Genomic DNA, 22,827 nt, shown 5'->3' with positions numbered 1-22,827 from the left:
GGGCTGGCCTTGACGCATACGTCAAGGTCTACGGTCGTTCGCATGCGCATCGGTGAACTCGCGGACCGGGCGGGCACCACGACCCGTACCCTCCGCTACTACGAATCCCTCGGGCTGCTGCCGCCCGCCGGGCGGGCCGCCAACGGCTACCGCTCCTACGACGACGAGCACGTGCGGCTGCTGGCGCAGATCCGCACCCTCCAGGACTTCGGCTTCGGCCTGGAGGAGACCCGCCCCTTCGTCGAGTGCCTGCGGGCCGGCCACGAGTCCGGCGACACCTGTGCGGACTCGCTGGCGGTCTACCGGCGCAAGCTCGCCGAACTGGACGCCTGCGTCGAGCGGTTGCGGTCCGTACGCGACCAGGTCGCCGCGCAGCTCGCCCGGGCGGAACTGGCCGCGGGGGCCGGCGAGGAACCGATGTGCGAGCTGGGCCCACCGACCGAGAGGACCACGTCGCCATGACCATCGCCACCGGCAGCACGCACGGCACCGGCAGCACGCACGCCACCGGCAGCACGCACGCCGGCCCGCACGTCACCGGGAGTGCCGGCACGACCGCCGGTCATCCGCACCCGGGCGTGCCCGTCACCACCGACGCGACCTTCGCCGCCGACGTGCTCGCCGCCGACCTGCCCGTGCTGGTCGACTTCACCGCGTCCTGGTGCCCGCCGTGCCGCATGATCGCCCCGGTGCTCGCGGAGATCGCCGTCGAGGAGGCCGAGCGGCTGCGGATCGTCCAGCTCGACGTGGACGCCAACCCGGCCACCCAGGCCAAGTACGGCGTGCTGTCCATGCCGACGCTGATGCTCTTCCGGGCCGGCGAGCCGGTCAAGGTCCTGGTGGGCGCGCGGCCGAAGCGGCGGCTGCTCCAGGAGCTGGCCGACGAGATCTGAGCGCCGCCGCAGACGACGACGGCCCCGATCGTGTGACACCCACGTAAACGTGAGGAACGTCACACAGACGGGACCGTCGGTCGTCTGCGGGTGGCGCGGCGGGCGGTCAGGCCTGCTTGGTCTCCCAGAAGATCTTGTCGATCTGGGCGATCAGGTCGAGGGCCTTCTGGCCGGTCGCCGGGTCGTTCGACGCCTTGGCGGCGCTGAGCGCCTTCAGGGTGTCATTGACGAGCTGGTGAAGCTGCGGGTACTTCTCGAAGTGCGGGGCCTTGAAGTAGTCGCTCCACAGCACCGAGACGTGGTGCTTGGCGAGTTCCGCACGCTGCTCCTTGATCAGGACAGCGCGGGTGCGGAAGTCAGCGTCCTCGTTGGCCTGGTACTTCTCCTGCACCGCCTTCACGGACTCGGCCTCGATGCGGGCCTGAGCCGGGTCGTACACGCCGCACGGCAGGTCGCAGTGTGCGCTTACCTTCACCTTGGGCGCGAACAGGCGAGTGAACATGGCCGTCCTTCCTCGTGATCGTCTTTCAGGTGCGACATTACTCCCTGGGGTAGTCGTTTTCCCGGCTGCCCCAGGTGGCTTAGGACAAAAGTCTGGTGTCACCCTGGGGGAAGAAACGAACCTGGAGGCGGAGGATGCGGGAGCAGGGGGCGAGGCTGTCATGGCAGCTCGTCGAGGTCACCGGTCCGTCGATGGCACCGACACTGCTGCACGGCGACTGGCTGCTGATCCAGAAGGTGAGCAGCGGAGCCGAGCAGGTACGCGAGGGGGACGTCGTGGTGATGCGGCATCCCCTCCAGCAGGACCTGCTCATCGTCAAGCGAGCGGTCGAGCGCCGCGAGAGCGGCTGGTGGGTGATGGGAGACAACGCCTTCGTCGCCAACGACAGCCGGGAGTTCGGCACCGTGCCGGACGAGCTGGTGCTGGCCCGGGCCAGAGGCCGGTTCCGGCCGCCGGGTGAGCTTCAGCGCTCGGTGGCGGGGGTCGCGTCCTGGGCGGCGTCGTGCGTGCGCCCGCTGCGCGCCGACCGGTCGTTCTCCAGGCGCTTGCGGGCCCGGTAAGCCGCCACGTTCGCGCGGGTGGCACAGCGGTCGGAGCAGTACCGGCGCGAACGGTTTGTCGATGTGTCGACGTATGCGTTGCGGCAGGGGGCTGCTTCGCAGATTCCCAGCCGGTCCACGCCCAACGAGGTGACCTGGACCGCCAACCCCATGCAGGCGCTTGCCGAGTAGGCGGCCGCGGTGTTCACCGCGTGATCTGCCAGGTGCATATGCCAGTCGGGCCGGCCGGTCTCCTCGTTGACGGTCGTGTGCCCGGAGATCTGCGGGCTGACCGGGAACTCCAGCATCAGCGCGTTGAGCAGGTCCACCGCACGGACCTCGTCCTGCTCGTCGGCCGCCTCGAAGATCCCGCGCAGCCGGGTCCGCACCGCGCGCAGCCGTGCGACGTCGCTCTCCACCACCCGCGCGGCGAGCTGGGTGCTGTTCCCGCACAGTTCCCGGACGGTGTCCGTCGAGTTCAGGGTGTCGGTGCCGCGCCGCGGCTCCTCGGTGTTCACCAGGCGCACGGCGTAGTCCGAGTAATAAGCCAGTTCCACTTGTGGTCCTTACTGGTCACGGTCTAGGCTCTGTAATAGCCGCTTGGGCTACCAGGGTATTACATGCAAGGAGGGGTTCGGAGTGTCCATCACATCCGAGAGCGCCAGGAGCGATCGGCACGGCACGGACTGGGCCGCCTGGCAGCGGAGCTGGGATCGCCAGCAGGAGTGGTATCTGCCCGACCGGGAGGAACGCTTTCGGGTGATGCTCGACATGGTCGAGGCGACGGTCGGCGACGCGCCCAGGGTGCTGGATCTCGCCTGCGGTACCGGAAGTATCACGGACCGGCTGCTGCGGAGGTTCCCGCAGGCGCGCAGCACCGGGGTCGACCTCGACCCGGCGCTGCTCATCATCGCCCGCGGGTCCTTCGCGCAGGACGACCGGACCTCCTTCGTCACCGCCGACCTCAAGGACCCGCACTGGCCGGACGCCCTCCCGTACGACTCCTACGACGCGGTGCTCACCGCGACCGCGCTGCACTGGCTGCACTCCGACGAGCTGAGCGTGCTCTACGGGCAGTTGGCGGGGCTGGTCCGGGCCGGTGGGGTGTTCCTCAACGCCGATCACATGCCCGACCCCGGCACGCCCCTGATCAACGCGGCGGAGTCCGCGCTGCGGCACGCCCGAATGGAGCGGGCGCGCGCGGAGGGTGTGCTCGGCTGGGCCGAGTGGTGGGAGCTCGCCGCGGCCGAGCCGGCGCTCGCCGAGGCCACGGCGGAGCGGTTCCGCATCTACGGGGAGCACGCCGACGGGGATACGCCGTCCGCGGGTTGGCACGCGGAGGCGTTGCGCTCCGCCGGGTTCCGGGAGGCCCGTGCGGTGTGGGCTTCGCCCTCCGACGCGATGACGCTGGCGCTGCGGTAGGGCGGTCCCCCCGGGGCGGCGCGTGCCCCCGGCGGCGCCAGGGGGAGTGCCCCCAGCGGCCCTTCGGGGCGCACCCTCCTTCCGCGGAAGGAGGGCGACCCCCAAGGGGCGCGCGGGGGCACCGCAGGGGTGCGTCACAGCACCTTGGAGAGGAAGGCCTTCGTGCGTTCGTGCTGGGGGTTGCCCAGCACGTCACGGGGGTGGCCGGACTCCACGACCTGGCCGTCGTCCATGAAGACCAGCGCGTCGCCGACCTCACGGGCGAAGCCCATCTCGTGGGTGACGACGATCATCGTCATGCCGTCCTCCGCGAGTCCGCGCATCACGTCGAGCACGTCGCCGACGAGTTCGGGGTCCAGCGCGGAGGTCGGCTCGTCGAAGAGCATCAACTTGGGCTCCATGGCGAGCGCCCGGGCGATCGCCACCCGCTGCTGCTGCCCGCCGGACAGCTGGGACGGGTAGCTGGCCGCCTTGTCCGCCAACCCCACCCGGTCCAGCAGGCGCTGGGCCCGCTCCCGGGCCACCGCCCTGGTCTCCCGGCGGACCTGCACCGGGCCCTCCATGACGTTCTCGATCGCCGTGAGGTGCGGGAAGAGGTTGAAACGCTGGAAGACCATCCCGATGTCGCGCCGCTTGGCGGCCACCTCGCGGTCCCGCAACTCGTAGAGCTTGCCGCCGTGTTCGCGGTAGCCCATCAGCTCGCCGTCGACCCACAGCCGGCCGGCGCTGATCTGCTCCAGGTGGTTGACGCACCGCAGGAACGTGGACTTGCCCGAGCCGGACGGCCCGATCAGGCAGAACACCTCGCGCGGCGCCACCTCCAGGTCGATGCCCTTGAGGATGTGCGCGGCCCCGAAGGACTTGTGCACCGCCTCGGCCCGCACCATCGGTTCGACGCCGGACTTCACCAGCCCGGCGCCCTTGCTGGGGGTGCTCATCTCAGGCCACCTTCGGTCGGCGCACGGTGGTCAGGTTGCTCATGACCTTCTGCCACGGGGTCGGCGGCAGCGAGCGCTGCGAACCGCGCGCGTACCGCCGCTCCATGTAGTACTGGCCGACGCTGAAGACGCTGGTCAGCACCAGGTACCAGATCGAGGCGACGAAGTACATCTCCATGATCGCGGTGGTGTCGCTGCCGATGTTGGTGGCGGCGCGCAGCAGTTCGGTGTACTGCACCACCGACACCAGCGACGAGGTCTTCAGCATGTTGATGAACTCGTTGCCGGACGGCGGGATGATCACCCGCATCGCCTGCGGCAGGATGATCCGGCGCATCGTCTTCGCGCCGGTCATGCCGAGCGCCTGCGACGCCTCCGACTGCCCCACGTCCACCGACTGGATGCCGGCCCGGACGATCTCGGCCATGTACGCGCCCTCGTTGAGGCCCAGGCCCAGCAGGGCGGCCACGAACGGGGTCATCACGGCGGTGGTGTCGTTCTTGTACACCGGCATCAGGTTGATGGTGTGGAAGATCAACGCGAGGTTGAACCACATCAGCAGCTGCACGTACACCGGAGTGCCGCGGAAGAACCAGATGTACAGCCACGCGACGGCGCCGGTCACCGGGTTCTTCGACAGCCGCATCACCGCGAAGAGCACGCCGAGCACCAGGCCCATGGCCATGGAGCACACCGAGATGAGGATGGTGTGCCACACGCCCTGGAGGATGGTGTGGTCGAAGAGCCGGCCGCGGACGGTGCCCCACAGGATGTCGCCCTGGGAGAAGGCGTAGGCGAGCCAGCCCAGCAGGGCGAGCACGACCAGCCCGGCCACCCAGCGCCCGTAGTGGCGCACCGGGATGGCGCGGATCGGCTCGTACGGCACGCCGGCCGGCGGCGCGCCGGCCGGTTCGCCGGGCGGGGTCTGCGGCGGGGACTTCTGCGGCGGGGTCTTCTGCGACGTGTCGGACGGGGGGTTCGCCGGGGTGTCGGCCGGTTCGGGGCCGGCCACTGCACCGGTCATGTCAGGAGCCGCCGTTGATCGCGGCGGTCTTGATCGCGCCGCTGTCGGCGTTCCACTTGTGCAGCACCTGGGCGTAACTGCCGTCCTGGATGATCGCGTTCATCGCCTGCTGGAGGACGTCCCGCAGCTGGCTGTTGCTCTTGTCGAGCGCGATGCCGAACGGGCCGGCGTCGGCCGGGGAGCCGGCGATCTGGAAGTCCTTGCCGTTGCCGGACTTCTGCGCGATGTACGCGGCCACCGGGGTGTCGTTGAGGTCGGCGACCGCGCCGCCGGCCTTGACCCGGGTCTGCGCCTCGGCGTCGGTGTCGAACGCCTGGATGTTCAGGCCCTTCGAACCGCAGGCCGTCTTCTGCTTCTTGAACGCGTCCTCGTAGATCGTGCCGCGCTGGACGGCGACGGTCTTGCCGCACACGTCGGCGAGCGAGCTGATGTTCTTCGGGTTGCCCTTCTGCACGAGCAGCGAGGAGCCGGACATGTAGTAGTCGACGAAGTCGACGCCCTTGCCGGTCTTCTTGCCCTTGTCGTCCAGTCCCTGCTGGCGGTCCTTGGTGTCGCTCATAGCGGACATCACGATGTCCTCGCGGCCGGTGTAGAGCGAGGTGATCAGACCGTCGAACTGGCCGTTGGTGAACTCGAGCTTCACGCCCAGCTGCTTGGCCAGCGCGGCGCCGATGTCGGGGTCTATCCCGATGATCTTGCCGTTGGAGGTCTGCTCCATCGGCGCGTACGAGGCGTCGGTGCCGACCTTGATCACGCCGGCGTCCTGGAACTTCTTCGGCAGCTTCGCGAAGAACGGCGCCGCAGACGTGCTGGTCGAGGACGCACCACCGGACGAACCTCCCGACGAGCTACCGGAGTCGTCCTTCTTGGTCTGGTCGCCGCACCCGGTGAGCACCAGGGCGCCGGCGACCGCGAGGGCGGCGACCGCGGTGAGGCGAGTGAGGGGGGTCGAACACCGAGGGGAGCCTGCGGTCATCGCTGTGTCCTCCAACGAAACGAGCGTGTTACCTGCGGTCGGTCCTTGGGCGCCAGGGGCACGCATCTTCGAGTGCCGCCACCCAGTGTGATCTGTGCATCTTGCCATCCGGACAGCGCCAGGCAGGGTTCTCGTTGTGTCAAAATCGGATAACGGGCCATCCCCGGGCTGCCATCGGGCCGGCACACCAAGGCCGGACCGCGATGGGGGCCGTGTCGATCGTTTTGCACTCGTCATCGGAAACCTGCTTCCGGTAGAACGGGTCCTTCACCCCTCATCCGGGGCCTATGGCGTGCGTGCGGCGCGCCTGGTGCTGCCCTGTCACCCCGGCTACTCGTACCCGGTGGCAGCGGCGCCGAGCCCACCTCTCCCCACACCGGGGCGAGCACTCACCCTCACCTTCTCGACCAAGGGGTCACACAGTGGCAGCGGAGATCGTCAATCCCCGAAACGGTACGGACACCGCCGAAGCGGACGAAGACTTCCCGATCGACCCGGTGTTCGCGCTGCACCGCGGCGGCAAGATGGAGGTGGTCGCCACCGTCCCGGTCCGCGACGCCGACGACCTGTCGCTCGCCTACACGCCCGGCGTCGCCGAGGTCTGCACGGCGATCGCCGAACGGCCGGAACTCGTGCACGACTACACCTGGAAGTCGCAGGTCGTCGCGGTGGTCACGGACGGCACCGCGGTGCTCGGGCTGGGCGACATCGGGCCGGAGGCGTCGCTGCCGGTGATGGAGGGCAAGGCGATCCTCTTCAAGCAGTTCGGCGGCGTGGACGCGGTGCCGATCGCGCTGGCCTGCACCGACGTCGACGAGATCGTGGAGACCGTGGTGCGGCTCGCGCCGTCCTTCGGCGGGATCAACCTGGAGGACATCTCCGCGCCGCGCTGCTTCGAGATCGAGCGGCGGCTGAAGGACGCGCTGGACATCCCCGTCTTCCACGACGACCAGCACGGCACCGCGGTGGTCACCCTCGCGGCGCTGCGCAACGCGGCCACGTTCACCGGCCGTTCGCTCGGCGACCTGCGGGCGGTGATCTCCGGCGCGGGGGCGGCCGGCGTCGCGATCGCGAAGATCCTGCTGGAGGCGGGGGTCGGCGATGTCGCGGTCACCGACCGCAAGGGCGTGGTGCACGCCGGCCGGGACGACCTCAACGCGGTGAAGCGCGAGGTGGCTTCGTATACGAACAAGGCGGGGCTGACCGGTTCGCTCCAGGACGCGCTGGTCGGTGCGGACGTCTTCATCGGCGTCTCGGGGGGCACCGTGCCGGAGGAGGCGGTGGCGCGGATGGCGGAGGGCTGCTTCGTCTTCGCGATGGCCAACCCCACGCCCGAGGTTCACCCGGACGTGGCGCACAAGTACGCGGCGGTGGTGGCCACCGGGCGCAGCGACTTCCCCAACCAGATCAACAACGTGCTCGCCTTCCCCGGCATCTTCGCGGGTGCCCTCCAGGTGCGGGCGTCGGCCATCACCGAGACGATGAAGCTCGCGGCCGCGGAGGCGCTGGCCGCGGTGGTCGCCGGCGAACTGTCCGCGGACCGGGTCATCCCCTCCCCGTTCGACCCGCGGGTGACCCCGGCGGTCACCGCGGCGGTCGCGGCGGCGGCCCGGGCGGAGGGCGTGGCCAGGCGCTGAGCCCTCCGGGCCGGGTGGCCGGGCGGTCGGTTCGACGGGGGAGGAGCGCCTGCGGCACGCCTCCCCCTACCGCCCACTCGAACGGGTGATTCAGTTCGCGGGCGCGGGCGTCGGGGATGCGGGGTGCGGTAGACCGGGTGGGAAAGTGTCGTCGTACGTCGGGCGTGTGAGGAGGACCGTTGACCGCAGAGCCGGAGCCGTATGCCGTCGGTGATCCTGAGACCGCATTGAAGTACGCGATCCAGCACATCCGGGGGGACCGGGTGCAGATCGTCGAGGGTGTGATCGATCCGGTGGCGCCGAGCTGGGACCACGAGTTCGTGGCATCGTCCATCAGGGAGCAGATCGCCGGCGCGTTGCGTGAGTTGGGCTGTGTGGCGGGGTCGGGGAATCTGGACCTGCCGGGGAGCAGCAACTGGTATGTCCCGGATCTCGCGGTGGTGCCGCACGCGTTGGCCAAGGGGGCCGGTGCGCTGCTGCCGGAGCAGACGCTCCTCGTGGTCGAGGTCACCTCGGAGTCGAACGGCGAGACCGACCGGATCGCCAAGCGCCGAAGGTACGCCGAGTACCGCGCGCCGCTGTACCTGCTCGTGGATCGGCAGGAGCGCACCTGCACCTTGTTCGCCGAGCCGGGTCCGCTCGGGTACACCGAGGTGCGCGGACCCCACCCGTTCGGGTCGCCGGTGCGGTTGCCGGGGCCTTTCGATGTGGAGCTGGACACCGGGGGTTTTTGAGGCGGGGCGGGCGGGGGAAGGGGCTCGGGTCACATCGGGGGTGCTTCCGTACTGGTGGGTAGGGGGCCTAGGGTCGGGGGATGTTTGCCGTGTATGCCGGGCGTATCGATGCGGAGCAGCCGCTGCGGGGGCTGGAGTCGGGAGAGCGGCCGGAGCCGCCGGAGCGGCCCGGGTGGACGAGGGTGAAGGTGCGGGCCGCCTCGCTCAACCACCATGACCTGTGGTCACTGCGCGGGGTCGGGCTGAGCGAGGAGAGCCTGCCGATGATCCTCGGCTGCGACGCGGCCGGGGTGGACGAGGACGGCAACGAGGTGGTGCTGCACTCGGTGATCGGCCAGACCGGCCACGGCGTCGGCCCGCGCGAGCGACGCTCGATCCTCACCGAGAAGTACCAGGGCACCTTCGCCGAGCAGGTCTCCGTCCCGACCTGGAACGTGCTGCCCAAGCCGCCGGAACTCTCCTTCGAGGAAGCGGCGTGCCTGCCCACCGCGTGGCTGACCGCCTACCGGATGCTGTTCACCAACGCCGGGGTCCGGCCGGGCGACGCGGTGCTCGTGCAGGGCGCGGGCGGCGGCGTCGCCACCGCCGCGATCGTGCTGGCGAAGGCGGCCGGCCTGCGCGTCTACACCACCAGCCGCAGCCCCGCCAAGCGCGCCAGGGCCCAGGGGTTGGGCGCCCACGGCGCGTACGAACCGGGCGCCCGGCTGCCGGAGCGGGTGGACGCGGTGATCGAGACGGTCGGCGCGGCCACCTGGTCGCACTCGGTGAAGTCGCTGCGCCCCGGCGGCACCCTGGTGATCTCCGGGGCCACCAGCGGTGCCAACCCGCCGGCGACCGAACTCAACCGGATCTTCTTCCTGGAGTTGAAGGTCGTCGGGTCGACCATGGGCACCAAGGAGGAGCTGGAGGACCTGCTCGGCTTCTGTGCCACGACCGGGGTGCGGCCGGTGATCGACTCGGTGCTGCCGATGGACCGGGCCCGGGAGGGCTTCGAACGCCTGGCGGAGGGCGAGGCGTTCGGCAAGGTGGTGCTCACGACGTAGGCCCGTGGCCGTGCAGCGCGGCGGAGATGTGCGCCGCCGCGGCCGACAGGTGGCGCCGTACCTCGCGCAGCTGGCGGTCGGTGACACCGAGGTCCCGGGCGGTGTCGCGGATGTCGTCGCGGAAGTGGTCGAGGAGCCGTTCGAGGTCGCGGCGCGGGTCGTCGGAGGGCGGCAGGCCGTCGTCGGGTTCGGTGTCGCGGCCGTCGGCACCGGCAGGCGGTGCGGGCGGCGCCGGTGCGGCGGGCGGGGCCGGGGGAGAGTGCGGAGTCGGCGGCGCGGGAGGCGTCGGAGCGCCGGATGCCGCGGGCGCGGGCGCCGGCGGCGACGGCGGGGGAGAGGCCGGCGGCTGCCCGAACTGGCCCAGCTCGCGGGTGAGTTCGGCGAGCCCCTCGCGCAGCCCGCTCTGCCAGTCACCGCCCTTCGCGTGCGACTGCACCTGCTCCTGCACCTGCCGTGCGATCCGCTGCATCTCGTCGCGCGCGGTGTCCATCGCGTCGCGCGCGGCCTCGCGGGCGGCCTTGGCCTGGCGGCGGGCGTCGCGCGCCTCCTCCTTGGCCCGGCGGCTCTCCTCCTTCGCCCGCTTGGTCTGCTCCTTCCACTGCCGCTGCGCGTCGCCGAGCCCGTGCCGGCCCGAGCCGGTGTGGCCGTCGGGCCCGGTACGGGCCTGCTGGGCCGCGGCGCGGACCTCGCGGCGCAGGTCCCCCGCGGCGCCCCGGACGTCCTCGCGGATCTCGGCGGCCAGCGAGGAGACCGACTCGCGGATCTCGGCCTCCAGGCCGGCGATCTCGTCGGCGCGGGAGGCGAGTTCGGCCCGGCCGTCGGCGGTCAGGGCGTACACCTTGCGGCCGCCCTCGGTGGAGTGGGTGACCAGGCCCTCCTGCTCCAGCTTGGCGAGCCGGGGGTAGACGGTGCCGGCGGAGGGCGCGTACAGGCCCTGGAAGCGCTCCTCCAGCAGGCGGATCACCTCGTAGCCGTGCCGCGGGGACTCGTCGAGCAGCTTGAGCAGGTACAGGCGCAGGCGGCCGTGGGCGAAGACGGGGGGCATGTCAGACGTCCTTCCGCAGCGAGGGGGTGTCGCCGCTCGTGTCGCTCGGCCCGCCGGAGCCGGACGGTTCCGCCGGTCCTGCCGCTTCTGCGGGTCCCGCCGGTCCTGCCGGGCCCGCCGGGTCCTCCAGCGGTGGGCGGCGCAGCAGCGCCAGCGACCCGGAGACCGTGGTGGCCTTGAGCCGCGCGGTGCCGCTGCCGATGATGCCGGTGATGCGCTTGGCGCCCCAGTTGCCGGAGACCCGCAGTTCCTCGAAGGCGCAGAAGACGTTGCCGCTGGTGGTGTTGACGTCGACCTCGGCGTCGCCCGGTTCGGGGATGCGCAGCGCGATCTCGCCGGAGACCGTGGTCAGCCGCACCTCGCCGCCGCCGGACGGGTCCAGGTCGAGCACCATGTTGCCGCTCACCGAGTCCGCCTTGACCTCGCTGCTGCCGTCGACCACGGTCAGGTTGCCGGAGACGGTGCTGAACCTCAGGTCGCCGGAGAGCGACTGCGCCTCGACGTTGCCGCCGACGGTGTGCGCCTTCACCGAGCCGCTGAGGCCGACCAGGGTGGCGTCGCCGTTGACCCCCTGCACCGTGGTGGCGCCGCTGATCCCGGAGACCACCGAGTTGGCGCCGACCACACCGACCTCGACCCTGGTGTGCTGCGGCACCGCGAGCGAGATCTCCGCGCGGCGCGCCCAGCCCTTGCGGTCCCACCACTTGGAGAACGCCTTCCACTCCATGTCGTCGTAGCCGACGCTGAGGGTGCCGTCCTCCAGCCGCACCTTCAGCGGCGGGCCCTCCAGCTCGGTGATCTCCACCCGGGCCGGGCCGTCGTCGGTGCCGACGACGTTGATCGCGCCGTTGACGATCCGGACCTTCAGGGTGTCGATCAGCTCGTCGAAGACGAACTTCTCCGGTTCGGCGACGTGCCGCTCCGACGTGCCGCTCATCTTGCCCCTCCTCGGGTGCCCGCCCAACGCAACATATCGCGTCTTCTGAGAGACACGATATATCGCGTGCTGCGCAAGTCAAGCGGTTGTCGTCGGGAACCCGCGTTTCGGACCGGAACCCGGGGTCGGGAAGGGCCCGCGGGCTGCCGGCTACTCGTCCTCGTCCTCGTCGTCGAGCCGGGCCAGCCAGGTGGCCAGCCGCTCGACCGGCACCTCGAACTCGGGGTTGAGGTCGACGAACTCGCGCAGCCGGTCGGCCAGCCAGTCGAAGCTCACCTCCTCCTCGCCGCGCCGGTCTGCCAGCTCCTCGATACCGCGGTCGGTGAAGTACAAGATCTGCTCCGGAACAGGGGTGGGACGGGCGACGGACGGGCAGGAAAAACGCAGCAACCACCGGGGCGGCGAGCCGCCCGGGGCGGGCCGCGAGGCCGGCGGCCCGCGTGGCCCGCACACCGTCAAGGATAGGCAGTGTCCGGGAAGGCCCCCATGCAGGTCGGGCGGGCGATAACCTTCCTTGCACTACCCGGCAGTGGGGGGAATGAGCGCGTGCGGACGTCGGCGATCGGCCAGCAGGCCGCGGTATGCGGCGCGGCGCGCGCCCTCGTGCGGACCACGGGGAGCACGGCGACGGCGCGGACCGCGGGGTCACGGCCCGCGGGGACCACGCGGACCACGGCCACGGCGCGGTCCGCGGGGATGCGGCCCGCGGGGATGCGGCCGGTGGGGGTGTCGCGGCCCCTGGGGCCGATGGGAGTCGCCGTCCGCGCCGCCGCGTGCGCCGATGGCGGGGCAAGGGGCGCACGGTGACGTCCGGGGGCGCATCGGAGCAGCTTGGCCAGGCTGCCGAGATCCTGGTCCCGCTCGCCGAGGAGGCCACCGTACGCATTCACGGCGCGGAGGCCGGGAATCCTCTCCTGGGCAGTGGCTTCTTCGTCGCGCCCAACTGGGTGCTCACCTGTGCCCATGTCGCGAGGGCCGAAGGGGAGGTGACACTCGTGGGCGCGCCGCGCAAGGAAGTGCGCGTCGGCTACCGCGACCAGCTCCTCGCGGGCGTCGTCGAGTGGGCCCAGCCCTCCGGCCCGGCCTCCGGCATCCCCGGCCAGAACCAGGGCCAGGACGCCGGATACGGCGGCGCGGCGGCCGGCTTCGGCCCCGGCGGTCGCGGCCCGTCCGGCTGGTCGGCCCCCGATCTGGCGCTGATCCGGCTGGTCGACCCGCTCGACCATCCCTGCGTGTGGCTCACCGAGCGCACCGCCAAGGGCTACACCACCAACCCGGTCGCGTACTTCGGCTGGCTGCCGCTCGGCGGCATCCTCATGCCGTACAGCGGCCGGTGCGTGATCAGCGGTCAACTCGGCGCCGGTGGCGGCGGGTTGCTTCGGCTGAGCAACGACGACGAGATGCCGCAGGGCCTGTCCGGCGGGCCGGTGGTGGACCTGGTGCGCGGCGAGGTGATCGGCGTGCTACAGGCCCGCCGGGCCGAGCGGGACGGCGGACTCGCCGTCAGCATCCAGCAGTTACGCCTCCTGCCGACCGCCGAGAACCCGGCCGACGACCTGTACCACCGGGTGATGACCGCCCACGACCTCTACCACGCCGACCACCACAAGTTCCTGCTCAACCGGGACTTCTACGGCTGGACCGAGGCGCACAGCGAGATCGGCGCCGCCGCCGGCCGCGCCCTGACCCCCGGCCGCCGCACCACCCTGCTCGGCCTGCTCGCCCAACTCCCGCCGCCCTCCGGCGCCCGCGCGCTCGGCGACCTCGTCACGGAGGTGCGCGGCGGCGCCGGCCAGGGCTTCGCGGTCGCCCCCCGCGCCTGGCGCGACGGCCTCGGCCTGCTCTACGACCTGCGGCGCGGCTCCGAACTGGAGGCGGTGCTGCGCTACGCGGTGCTCGCCGCCACCGCAGAACGCCCGCAGTCCGCCCAGGAGTCCGACGAGCGGGAGCTGTGGGAGTGGGCCCAGTCCACCGCGGCCGACCAGGGCCTGAGCATGCTCTTCCGCAACTCCCTGATAGGGGAGCGGATGTCGCGGCTGCGGGCGCGTGGCGCGGAGGTGCCGTCGCAGGCAGGGACCGAGCCGGCGCTGCGGGCGCGTGGCGAGGCCCAGTTGGAGATCATCCCGCGCGGCTGGGAGCCGGACCGCTTCGACTGGCGGGTCACGGTGTCCCCGGAGAGCGGCGAAGTCGACTGCGTGCACGAGGACTTCCACGGCACCGCGGTCGCCGACCTGCCCGCGCGGCTGGCCGCGCCGCTCGCCGAGGCGTTCCGCCGCTGCGACGAGCCCGGCTATGTCGCCGCCCTCCAACTGGCCGTGCCCGGCTCGCTGATGGCCTTCGCCGCCGACACCTGGCGGCTCGATCCGGACGGCACCACGCTCGGTGCGGTCCGCCCGGTCGTGGTGCGCCGCACCGACCCGCCGTCGGACACCGACCCGGCCGTCGCCGAGGAGCGGCTCAGCCGCTGGCAGACCCTGCACCGCCGGCTGCCCCGTACCGAAGTGCTCGACTGCCTCGACTCGCAGCAGCAGCCGCTCCCGGAGGACGCCGAACTGCGCTCCCGGCCACGGGAGATGCTGCCCGTGCTGTGCCGCAGCGGCGCCACCGCCCCGGAGGCGTTGCACCGGCTGCTGCGCTGCGGCTACTCGGTGGCGCTGTGGCGGCGCGACGAGATCGAGTCCCAGCGGATCTGCTCGGACCTCCACCGCGGGGTGCCGCAAGCCGTCCACGCCGCCCGGACGGCCGCCGGCCTGCCCGCCCAACTCGCGGGCCTGCGCGCCGCCGTCGCCAAAGGTGTGCCGGAGATGTTCTGGTCGGGCGGGCTGGCGCTGCTCTACGACGATCCCACCCGACCCCTTCCAGGAACCGACGAGCTGCTGGAGACTCCATGACGAACACCGACGCCCGGGATCGACGGGGGTATCGCGATGAGTGACGGGACCGAGTCCGGCGCGGCCGGCGAATGGCTCATCTACCGCGGCACCGGCGAACCCCACACCGGCATGGACGGCCTGCCGGAGCCGCCGCCGTGGCGGGACTTCGACGGCGGCCCGCTGGTCGGCAGCGGCCCGGGCCCGGACAGCTCCTCGGCCCGGCGGCTGGGCGCGTACCGGCACATGGCCGAGATGCACCGGCCCAGCCCGGAGGAGCTGGAGATGGTCAACGCGGCGCTCTACCTGCGCCGCCCGCTGCTGGTCACCGGCAGCCCCGGGGCCGGCAAGAGCACCCTCGCGCACGCGGTCGCGTACGAACTGGGCCTGGGGCGGGTGCTGCACTGGCCGATCGTCAGCCGCAGCACCTTGCAGGACGGCCTGTACCGGTACGACGCGATCGCCCGGCTCCAGGACACCCAGATCGCCGCGAACTCCGGCACCGTGCCGCCCGGCGGCATCGGCAGCTACATCCGGCTCGGCCCGCTGGGCACCGCGCTGCTGCCCACCGCGCAGCCCCGGGTGCTGCTCGTCGACGAGCTCGACAAGAGCGACATCGACCTGCCCAACGACCTGCTGAACGTGATGGAGGAGGGCGAGTTCGGCATCCCGGAGCTGGAGCGGCTGGCCGAACGCGAGCCGCAGGTCGACGTGTTGACCGACGACGGCAGCCGCGTCACGCTGCGTGAGGGACGGGTGCGTTGCCGGGCCTTCCCGTTCGTGATCCTGACCAGCAACGGGGAGCGGGACTTCCCGCCGCCGCTGCTGCGCCGCTGTATCCACCTGGAGCTGGGCCGGCCCGACCACGAACGGCTCTCGACCGTGGTGCGCGCCCACCTCGGCGACGAGGCCGCGACCGTCGGCGACGACCTGGTGCAGCGCTTCCTGGAGCGCTCGCGCAGCGAGCTGCTCGCCACCGACCAGCTGTTGAACGCGATATACCTCACCCACCACGCGGCGCCGCCGTCCCGCGCCCGGCTCGCGGACATGCTCATCCAGCGGCTCGACAGGCCCAGGTGAGGCGATCATGGCCGAGAGGGGCCCCGGACGGCAGCCCGACGACGACCGTGCCGACGACGACCTGACGGCGCGCACCGCGCCGAACGGCGGCACGCACGGTGGCCCGGAGAGCGGCCCGGCCGACGGCCAGGAAAGCAGCCAGGAGAGCAGCCAGGAGACCAGCTCGGAGAGCATTTCGGAGAGCGGTTCGGGCGCCGGCCCGGGCGAGGACACGGGCGAGGACACGGGCGCGGCCACGGGCTGCGGCACCGACCCCGATGACCGCGCCGCCGCGCGCGCCACGGACCCGCTGACCCGGGTGGTCAGCGCGATCAGCCGGGCCGGCCTCGACCCCGACCCCGCCGAGATCGCCGACGCCCTGTGGCTGGCCCGCTGGTCGCGCCCGACCGCGCGGCCCGACCCCGAGACCCTGGTCGGCCCGCACAGCGGCAGCCCCGGCGCCGGCGTGGAGTACCCGCGCGCGCACCGCCCCGACGGCACCGACGGCGCCGGCACCCGCCTGGTCCCCCCGGCCCAGCCCCCACCGGTCCACGTCCCCCCGGAAGACCGCGTGATCAGCCTCTACCCCGGCGAGGGCTACCCCGGCCAGGTCGGGTCCACCCCGGCCGGAGCCGCGCTCGGAGTGGCCGTGCCGGAGGCGGGCACCCTGCCCCAGCTGCTCGAACTCCAGTCGGCCCTGCGCCCGTTGCAGCGCTACCGCAGCCCGGCCCGCCCGCTGCGGGTGGAGCTGGACGAGTCCGCCACCGCCGAACGCGCCGCCCGCGCGGGCGGGTTGCTGCTGCCGGTCTTCCGCCCGGCCTCGCACGGCGACGCCGCGATGCAACTGCTCATGGACACCTCCTCCTCGATGTTCGTGTGGGAGCGGATGCTGCGCGAGCTGAGCAGCGTCTTCGAACGCCTCGGCGCCTTCCACGAGGTGCACGTCCGCTACCTGCACGCCACCCCCGACGGCACGCTCGGCGTCAGCGGCCGCTTCGACCCCGAACCGGCGAGCCTGCGCTCCGCCGAGCAGCTCAGCGACCCCACCGGCCGCCGGATCACCCTCATGGTCAGCGACTGCGCCGGCCCGCTGTGGCGCTCCGGGCAGGCCCACCGGCTGCTGCACCGGCTGAGCCGGCACGGCCCGGTCGGCGTGCTCCAGCCGCTGCCCGCCCGGCTGTGGAGCCGCACCCTGCTGCCCGTCTCCTACGGGGTGCTGCACCGCGCCGAGGGGATGCTGCTCGCCTCGCCGCTGCGGTTCTCGCCCGGCGCGACCGGGGTGCCCGCCGCGCCCGACGCGCTGCCGGTGCCCGTACTGCCGCCCACCGCCGCGGCGTTGGGCGCGTGGGCCCGGCTGCTGGCCGGGATGGGCGCGGGCGAGGTGCCCGCGGCCGTCGGCTGGGTGCGCGCCGACCAGCCCGCGGTCCGGGTGCGGCCGCGCCGGGCGACGGTGCCGGTGCCCGCGCTGGTCCGCCGGTTCCGCGCCGCCGCGTCGCCCGCCGCCGCCCAACTCGCGGTCTACCTCGCCGCGGCCCCGCTGTTCCTGCCGGTGATACAGCTCGTGCAGCGCACCATGCTGCCCGACTCCGGCCCCGCGGAGCTGGCCGAGGTGCTGCTCAGCGGCCTCGTGGTGCGCAAGAGCGGCGACGACCAGCGGTGGTACCACTTCGCGCCCGGCGTACGGGACGCGCTGCTCGGCCCGCTCGGCGTGGACGAGGCGCGTCTGGTGCTCAAGCACTGCTCGGAGTACGTCGAGCAGCGGTTCGGCAAGTCCGGCCCCAACTTCCCCGCCCTGGCCATCACCCAGCTCGCCGAGGGCCCCGGCGACCCGACCGCGGACGCCGCGGTGCGCTCCGCCGTCCAGCACGCCGCCCGCGGCTTCGGGCCCGACGGGGCCGGGTCCGGGTCGGGGGCCGGCCGGGGCGGCGAGGACGGCACCATCACGGAGTCGCGGCAGCCGTTCGCGGAGGTCGCCGCGCGGGTGCTGGAGCGCTTCATGCCGCTGCCCGACGACGGCACCGCGCCCAGCCCGTACTCCGACCCGTACGAGGCGGTGCAGTCCTCGACGGTGGTGCAGCGCGCCCGGGACCTGGCGGACCGGTTCACCGCCGAGGGCATGGTGCAGAACCTGCTGGACGCGGTGGCGATGCTGCGCCGGGCGGCCGCGGAGGAGCGGGTGCGCGGCCTCGACCCGGAGCTGTGGACCGAACTGGCCCAGCAACTCCTGCGGTTGTGGCGGCTGCGCGGCGGCACCGACCTGCTCGGTGAGGCCCGCGAGGCGGCCGAGACCGCCGCCGCCCACCACTCCTCGCTGCCGGCCCGCGCGGTGCGCGCCCGGGTGCTCCAGGCCACCGCCCAGGAACTCGCCGCCATCGGCGACAACCGCGGCGCGCTCGAACTGCTCCAGCGCGCCGACCGGGAGTTCACCGCCGTGTGCGCCGCGCCCGGCCTGGACTCCGCGAAGCAGCTCGACGCCACGCTGGAGCGGGTCGCGGTCCTGGAGGAGCAGTGGGCGATCAGCGGTGACACGGCGCTGCTCCAGGAGACGGTCGGAACGCTGGAGGCGGTCGCCGACTCCTGGTCGCCGCAGCGCCCCCGCCCCAGCGAACTCTCCCTCGCCCTCGGGCGCGCGCTGCTGCGGCTGGCCGACGCCGCGGGCAGCCGGGAGCGCAAGCAGACCTACGCGCAGCAGGCGGGCCGCAGTTACGCCGGCGCGCTGATCGCGCTGCGCCGCGAGCAGGCCGCGCCGGAGGCCGTCACCGCCGCGACGCTCAGCCTGGTGGACGCCGAACTCCTGTCCGGCGGAAGGCTGGTGGAGGCGCAGCGGCTGGTGGACCGCGCCCTCGGCGAGACCCGCGACCGGTTGCAGCGGGCCGCGATCCTGGCCCGGGCCGGCCGGATCAGGGTGGCCCGGCACGCGGAGGGCGGCCCGCCCGGCGAACTGGAGGCGGCGGCGGGCCGGTTCGAGGAGGCGTGCCGGCTCACCCCGCGCGACCGGACCGAGTACCGCGACCTGGTGGCCGAGTGGGGCGCGGCGCTGCTGGCCCGGTCGGAGCTGCCCGGCGGCTGGACGTTCGTCAACCGGGCGGTGCTGGTGCTGCGGGACTGCCGGATGGAGACACCCGAGTCCGACCCGCAGCAGCCGGAGCGGCTGCTGATGCTGGGGCGCGCGTTGATACTGCGCTACCGGGCCGAGCAGGAACTGGTGGACCTGCGCGAGGCCGAGCAGGTGCTCGGGCTGGCCGCGCAGGGCGCCGACGGGGCGGATCTGGCCGCGCGGATATGGTTCGAGCTGGGCGAGTCGCACCGGCTGGTGCCCCAGCACTCGCGCCGGCCGGAGCGCCTCGACCAGGCCGCCGAGGCGTACCGGAAGGCCGCCGCCGCGGCCTCGGACGCCGCCCGCTCCTCCGCCGAGCCCGAGCCGATGGTGCGGCTGGCGGCCAGGGCGCACCACTGGCGCGGCGACGCCTACGAGACCGCCCGCCGGCCCCGCGCCGCCGTGGACGCCTACCGCGCGGCCCTGCGCCAGTGGCGCCAACTGCCCGACGACGGAGGCGAGGAGGGCCGGGACACCGGCGCGCGCCTTGACGCGCTGACCAGTTGACCGCCGAGTGACCGCCGCGTGGGCGCCCCATGAGCGGCGCGCGATCCGGCGGCGCCCGCGCAACCACCCTGTTCCGTAAGGTGATGGGCCGGTGGGCGCGGTAACGGTGGCGACAGCGTGCGCCCGGAGGGGCACCATGGACGTGACGGGCGGTGGGGACGGAAAGGCGCGGGAACAGCGGCACGAGCGGGAGCAGCGGTACCAGCAGTACCAGCGGTACAGCGGGGGACCTGGGGACAGCGGGACGACCGGACGGCTTGGGAGGCGCGCGATGGAGGAACGACCCTACGGCGGCGCGGAGGCGTACAGCGACCCGGCGCTTCGCGAGGCCGGAATCGACCTGCTCGGCATGGACCTGGAGTCGCTGCGCACGGTACGGCACCCGGTACTGTCCGCGCTGGTCAGCGATTTGCGGGAGCGGGTGGCCGCGCCGGGCAGTGAGGCGCTGTGGGGGTTCGACAACGACACCCCGTGAGCGCCTCCGCGCGCCGGCCTGCTTTTGGACGCGCCCCGGAAGGGATACGGCCAATTACCCGTCCGGGTGTTTGCTGCCCGGCGATCGGCGGGAACAACCGCGAGGGCCGGTGGGAAGTCCCTCGGTGGCCCACGCCCGGGGGAGGTGATGACGTGCGGCACACTGCCGGGGCACCCCGGCGGTCCGGCCCGGTCGGCGCCGCCCCCGCCCCGGGTCGACCAGGAACCGCGCCAGGAGCCGCGCGAGGAGCCGCGCCCGGGCCCATGACCGCGCCGGCACCGGCACCCGCGCCGGACCCCGCACCCGCACCCGTATCCGTGGCGGAGCCCGCGACCGTATCCGGACCCGCTCCCGAACCGCCGTCGCCGATCCGGCAGTTCATCCTCAAGACGCACAGCCGGTGCAACCTCGCCTGCACCTACTGCTACCTCTACGCGGGACCCGACCACACCTGGCGCGACCGCCCCCGGGTCCCCGCGGACGAGGTGACCGCGCGCACCGCCGCCCGGATCGCCGAACACGCCGCCGCGCACCGCCTCACCGACGTCTCCGTGGTCTTCCACGGCGGCGAACCGCTGCTCGCCGGGGCCGGACGCCTCGCCGCCGACCTCGACGTGATCCGCGCCGCGCTCCCGCCCGGCTGCGCGGTGCACGGCAGCGTGCAGACCAACGCGACCCTGCTCACCCGCGACCGCGTCCGTACCCTCGCCGACGCCGGACTGCGGATCGGCGTCAGCCTCGACGGCGGCCTGCCCGGCCACAACCGCGAGCGCGTGGACCACGCCGGCCGCCCCTCCTGGCCGGCCGCCGCCGCGGGCCTGCGGCTGCTCGCCGCCCACGCGCCCGAGGCGTACGGCGGGGTGCTGTGCGTGGTCGACCTGCGGCACGACCCGGTCGAGGTCTACGACTCGCTGCTGGCCTTCGACCCGCCCGCGATCGACCTGCTGCTGCCGCACGGCAACTGGACCAGCCCGCCGCCCGGCCTGCCCGCACCGGCCGACGACCCGGCACCGTACGGCCGTTGGCTGACCACCGTCTTCGACCGGTGGTGGGACGCGCCCGAACGCCGCACCCGGATACGGCTGTTCGAGGAGTGCGTCGCGCTGCTGCTGGGCGTGCCCGCCGCGATCGAACGGCTCGGCCTCCAGCCGTTCACGGCGGTCGTGGTGGAGACCGACGGCGCCATCGAGCAGGTCGACTCGCTCAAGTCCGCCTACGAGGGCGCCGCCGCCACCGGTCTCGACGTCTTCCGCAACAGCTTCGACGACGCCCTCGCCCACCCCGGTGTCGCCGCCCGCCAGGCCGGCCTCGCCGCCCTCGGCGCCACCTGCCGGGCCTGCGCCCTGGTCACGGTCTGCGGCGGCGGACACTACGCCCACCGCTACCGGGCCGGCGCCGGCTTCGGCAACCCGTCGGTGTACTGCGCCGACCTGGCCCGGCTCGTCCGCCACACCGCCCACCGACTCGCCCAGGCGGCCGACACCGGATTCGGCCGCCCCACGACCCGGGAGACCATCCGGTGAACCCGCCCGGCACCACCACCCCCGCACCCGCCCCCGCCGACAGCGCCCTACCCGACGAGATGCTGCCCGTACTCGGCAGCACCGGCAGCACCCCGCAGCTGCTGGCCCTGCTCGTCTCGCACCAGCACGCACGCCGGTTGCTGACCCTGCGCGCCCTGCTGGAGGCGGTCATGGACGCGCCCGCCGGCGTCCTGCCGGCCGGCACCGCCGACCGCGTGCTGCGCGACTGGCGGCTGCTGGAGGCCGCCGACCGCGCGGACAGCGCCGCGACCCGCCAGGTCGTGCAGTATCCGCACACCGGAGCCTGGGCCGAGCGGTGCCTACGCGCGTTGACCCGGCCCGGGCAGGCGCACCGCGCCGTCGAGGAACTGCCGCACCTGGCCGGGCTCGCGGTGGCCGCCGCCGCCCGCGCGGGCCTGCGCTTCACCGTCGACGTCCCGCTGCGCGACGGCGAGCTGCGGCTGCCCACCCTCGGCGGCCACCGCCCGGCCCTCCTCCCGGCCGCCGGCTCGCCGGCTCCCGGCACGCCCGCGCCCCGCATCCGCGTCATCGGCGAGCCCCGCCGGCTCTGGCTGGTCCCGCTGCCGCCCGACCCCGACCCCGACCCCGCCCGGGCCTCCGGCCAGGACCTCGACACGCCCGGACCGCTGCCCGGCTCCGTCGAGGTCCGCCTGGGCGCCGACGGCATCTGGCGCTCCGCCGCCCCCGGTTGGCGCCCGCTCCAGGCGCTGCGGCACCCCGACGGCCGCGCCGTGCTGATCGACGACGTGGACCCGTACCGCGACGAGGAGCGGCGCACCAACCCCTACGGCCTGGACATCGCCGACCGGCTCGACCTCGGCGGGCACGCCGCCTGGCGGACCGCGTGGCGCGACGCGCGGCCGTGGCTGCGGCTGGGCGGCCCCACCCGGGCGGCCGAGGTGGGCGCGTTGCTGGACTGCGTCGTGCCGCTGGCCGGCGCGCCCGGCGCGCAGTGCAGCGCCACCCGGGGCGAGGCGTTCGGGGCGCTGCTCAGCAGCACCCCGCGCGACGGCCTGGAGCTGGCCGCGACGCTGGTGCACGAACTCCAGCACGCCAAGCTGCTGGCCGTCTCCCAACTGGCGGTGCTGCACACCGCGGACGACACTCCCGGCTACTTCGCGCCCTGGCGGCCCGACCCGCGGCCCTTCGACGGGCTCTTCCAGGGCGCGTACGCCCACCTCGCACTCGCCGACTTCCACCTGCGGGCCGCCAAGGCGCTGATCGACCCGGCCCGCAGGGACGCCGCCTGGGCCGACCACTGCCGCTGCCGCGAGCAGGTCGGCGCCGCGCTGCCGCAGCTCCTCGGCGCGCGGGCGCTCACCCGGCAGGGCCGGGCTCTGGCCAACGCGATGGCGGCGCATCACACTCGGCTCAAGGAGCACGCTCCGCCGGACGGCCACCTGGCCCGCGCCACCGCCTACGTCGAGACGGCCCGGGTCATCTGGCGGCGCCGACGGGCGCAGATGACCACGAACGGGCGCGAACCGGCATGACGACACGTCAACGGGGGAGCATTCGGTGTAGTTTCTGGCGCAGCCACCTGTCGCACCGTCAGAGGACTACGCGCGTACAACGAGGGAGTCGG

At 73.4% G+C, this 22,827-nt stretch carries 21 protein-coding genes; 13 read left to right on the top strand and 8 right to left on the bottom strand.

Annotated features, from left to right (window positions below; translation table 11 throughout):
* The first annotated feature begins 42 nt into the window (after window positions 1-42).
* Window positions 43-462 carry a MerR family transcriptional regulator gene (locus tag OG896_RS12115; protein WP_329364937.1) on the top strand — a complete coding sequence of 140 codons (420 nt, stop codon included), beginning with the start codon at window positions 43-45 and terminating at the stop codon, window positions 460-462.
* Window positions 463-578: 116 nt separating this feature from the next.
* Window positions 579-893 (top strand): thioredoxin, encoded by a 315-nt coding sequence (gene trxA / locus OG896_RS12110; RefSeq protein ID WP_329373919.1) that lies wholly within the window; start codon window positions 579-581, stop codon window positions 891-893.
* Window positions 894-999: 106 nt separating this feature from the next.
* Here the strand turns inward: trxA and sodN are convergent, their stop codons facing one another.
* Window positions 1,000-1,395 carry a superoxide dismutase, Ni gene (gene sodN / locus OG896_RS12105; protein ID WP_103884447.1) on the bottom strand — a complete coding sequence of 132 codons (396 nt, stop codon included), beginning with the start codon at window positions 1,393-1,395 and terminating at the stop codon, window positions 1,000-1,002.
* A gap of 134 nt (window positions 1,396-1,529) precedes the next feature.
* On the opposite strand from sodN, the gene sodX reads away from it, so the two are divergent.
* Window positions 1,530-1,955, top strand: coding sequence for a nickel-type superoxide dismutase maturation protease (gene sodX / locus OG896_RS12100; protein ID WP_328469130.1), 426 nt, complete (start codon window positions 1,530-1,532; stop codon window positions 1,953-1,955).
* Here the strand turns inward: sodX and OG896_RS12095 are convergent.
* Window positions 1,859-2,491, bottom strand: a complete 633-nt coding sequence (locus tag OG896_RS12095; protein ID WP_329364926.1) for a CGNR zinc finger domain-containing protein — start codon at window positions 2,489-2,491, stop codon at window positions 1,859-1,861. The genes sodX and OG896_RS12095 overlap by 97 nt on opposite strands.
* An 82-nt stretch (window positions 2,492-2,573) precedes the next feature.
* Here OG896_RS12095 and OG896_RS12090 point away from each other — a divergent pair, with 82 nt between their 5' ends.
* Window positions 2,574-3,356 (top strand): class I SAM-dependent methyltransferase, encoded by a 783-nt coding sequence (locus OG896_RS12090; protein WP_329364924.1) that lies wholly within the window; start codon window positions 2,574-2,576, stop codon window positions 3,354-3,356.
* A 134-nt stretch (window positions 3,357-3,490) separates the two neighbouring features.
* On the opposite strand, the gene OG896_RS12085 is transcribed toward OG896_RS12090, so the two are convergent.
* Genes OG896_RS12085 through OG896_RS12075 form a run of 3 tightly spaced genes read right to left on the bottom strand, consistent with a single transcriptional unit; the run spans window position 3,491 to window position 6,294 of the window.
* Window positions 3,491-4,243 (bottom strand): amino acid ABC transporter ATP-binding protein, encoded by a 753-nt coding sequence (locus OG896_RS12085; RefSeq protein WP_329373917.1) that lies wholly within the window; start codon window positions 4,241-4,243, stop codon window positions 3,491-3,493.
* Window positions 4,244-4,295: 52 nt separating this feature from the next.
* Window positions 4,296-5,318, bottom strand: a complete 1,023-nt coding sequence (locus OG896_RS12080; protein WP_329364922.1) for an amino acid ABC transporter permease — start codon at window positions 5,316-5,318, stop codon at window positions 4,296-4,298.
* Window position 5,319: 1 nt separating this feature from the next.
* Window positions 5,320-6,294, bottom strand: coding sequence for an ABC transporter substrate-binding protein (locus OG896_RS12075; protein WP_329364920.1), 975 nt, complete (start codon window positions 6,292-6,294; stop codon window positions 5,320-5,322).
* A 422-nt stretch (window positions 6,295-6,716) separates the two neighbouring features.
* Here OG896_RS12075 and OG896_RS12070 point away from each other — a divergent pair, with 422 nt between their 5' ends.
* The 3 genes from OG896_RS12070 (at window position 6,717) to OG896_RS12060 (ending at window position 9,708) form a co-directional block, all read left to right on the top strand.
* Window positions 6,717-7,931, top strand: coding sequence for an NAD(P)-dependent malic enzyme (locus tag OG896_RS12070; RefSeq protein WP_329364919.1), 1,215 nt, complete (start codon window positions 6,717-6,719; stop codon window positions 7,929-7,931).
* A 179-nt stretch (window positions 7,932-8,110) separates the two neighbouring features.
* Window positions 8,111-8,665, top strand: a complete 555-nt coding sequence (locus tag OG896_RS12065) for a Uma2 family endonuclease (protein ID WP_329364917.1) — start codon at window positions 8,111-8,113, stop codon at window positions 8,663-8,665.
* 80 nt (window positions 8,666-8,745) lie between these two features.
* Entirely contained in the window at window positions 8,746-9,708 is a 963-nt protein-coding gene (locus OG896_RS12060) for a zinc-binding dehydrogenase (protein WP_329364916.1), read from the top strand.
* On the opposite strand, the gene OG896_RS12055 is transcribed toward OG896_RS12060, so the two are convergent.
* The 3 genes from OG896_RS12055 to OG896_RS12045 form a co-directional block, all read right to left on the bottom strand.
* Entirely contained in the window at window positions 9,698-10,753 is a 1,056-nt protein-coding gene (locus OG896_RS12055; protein WP_329364915.1) for a PadR family transcriptional regulator, read from the bottom strand. The genes OG896_RS12060 and OG896_RS12055 overlap by 11 nt on opposite strands.
* A 1-nt stretch (window position 10,754) precedes the next feature.
* Window positions 10,755-11,690, bottom strand: coding sequence for a DUF4097 family beta strand repeat-containing protein (locus OG896_RS12050; protein ID WP_329364914.1), 936 nt, complete (start codon window positions 11,688-11,690; stop codon window positions 10,755-10,757).
* Window positions 11,691-11,840: 150 nt separating this feature from the next.
* Window positions 11,841-12,023 carry a DUF6104 family protein gene (locus tag OG896_RS12045; RefSeq protein WP_328469150.1) on the bottom strand — a complete coding sequence of 61 codons (183 nt, stop codon included), beginning with the start codon at window positions 12,021-12,023 and terminating at the stop codon, window positions 11,841-11,843.
* Window positions 12,024-12,493: 470 nt separating this feature from the next.
* Here OG896_RS12045 and OG896_RS12040 point away from each other — a divergent pair, with 470 nt between their 5' ends.
* From OG896_RS12040 to OG896_RS12015, 6 genes are all read left to right on the top strand, one after another.
* A complete protein-coding gene (locus OG896_RS12040; RefSeq protein WP_329364910.1) occupies window positions 12,494-14,581 on the top strand; it encodes a VMAP-C domain-containing protein in 2,088 nt (695 codons plus the stop codon).
* 36 nt (window positions 14,582-14,617) lie between these two features.
* Window positions 14,618-15,640: an AAA family ATPase gene (locus tag OG896_RS12035; protein WP_328469154.1), complete on the top strand. Its 1,023-nt coding sequence runs from the start codon at window positions 14,618-14,620 to the stop codon at window positions 15,638-15,640.
* Window positions 15,641-15,647: 7 nt separating this feature from the next.
* Window positions 15,648-19,223: an SAV_2336 N-terminal domain-related protein gene (locus tag OG896_RS12030; protein WP_329364907.1), complete on the top strand. Its 3,576-nt coding sequence runs from the start codon at window positions 15,648-15,650 to the stop codon at window positions 19,221-19,223.
* 271 nt (window positions 19,224-19,494) lie between these two features.
* A complete protein-coding gene (fxsA, locus tag OG896_RS12025) occupies window positions 19,495-19,698 on the top strand; it encodes an FxSxx-COOH cyclophane-containing RiPP peptide (protein ID WP_328469158.1) in 204 nt (67 codons plus the stop codon).
* A 263-nt stretch (window positions 19,699-19,961) separates the two neighbouring features.
* Window positions 19,962-21,221 carry an FxsB family cyclophane-forming radical SAM/SPASM peptide maturase gene (locus OG896_RS12020; protein WP_329364904.1) on the top strand — a complete coding sequence of 420 codons (1,260 nt, stop codon included), beginning with the start codon at window positions 19,962-19,964 and terminating at the stop codon, window positions 21,219-21,221.
* Window positions 21,218-22,735, top strand: a complete 1,518-nt coding sequence (locus OG896_RS12015; RefSeq protein WP_329364902.1) for an aKG-HExxH-type peptide beta-hydroxylase — start codon at window positions 21,218-21,220, stop codon at window positions 22,733-22,735. Before OG896_RS12020 ends, OG896_RS12015 begins: the two co-directional genes overlap by 4 nt.
* Window positions 22,736-22,827 lie beyond the last annotated feature (92 nt).

It is taken from the genome of Streptomyces sp. NBC_00669 (assembly GCF_036226785.1).
Taxonomy (GTDB): domain Bacteria; phylum Actinomycetota; class Actinomycetes; order Streptomycetales; family Streptomycetaceae; genus Actinacidiphila.
This window is presented reverse-complemented; position numbering and strand designations above follow the sequence as displayed.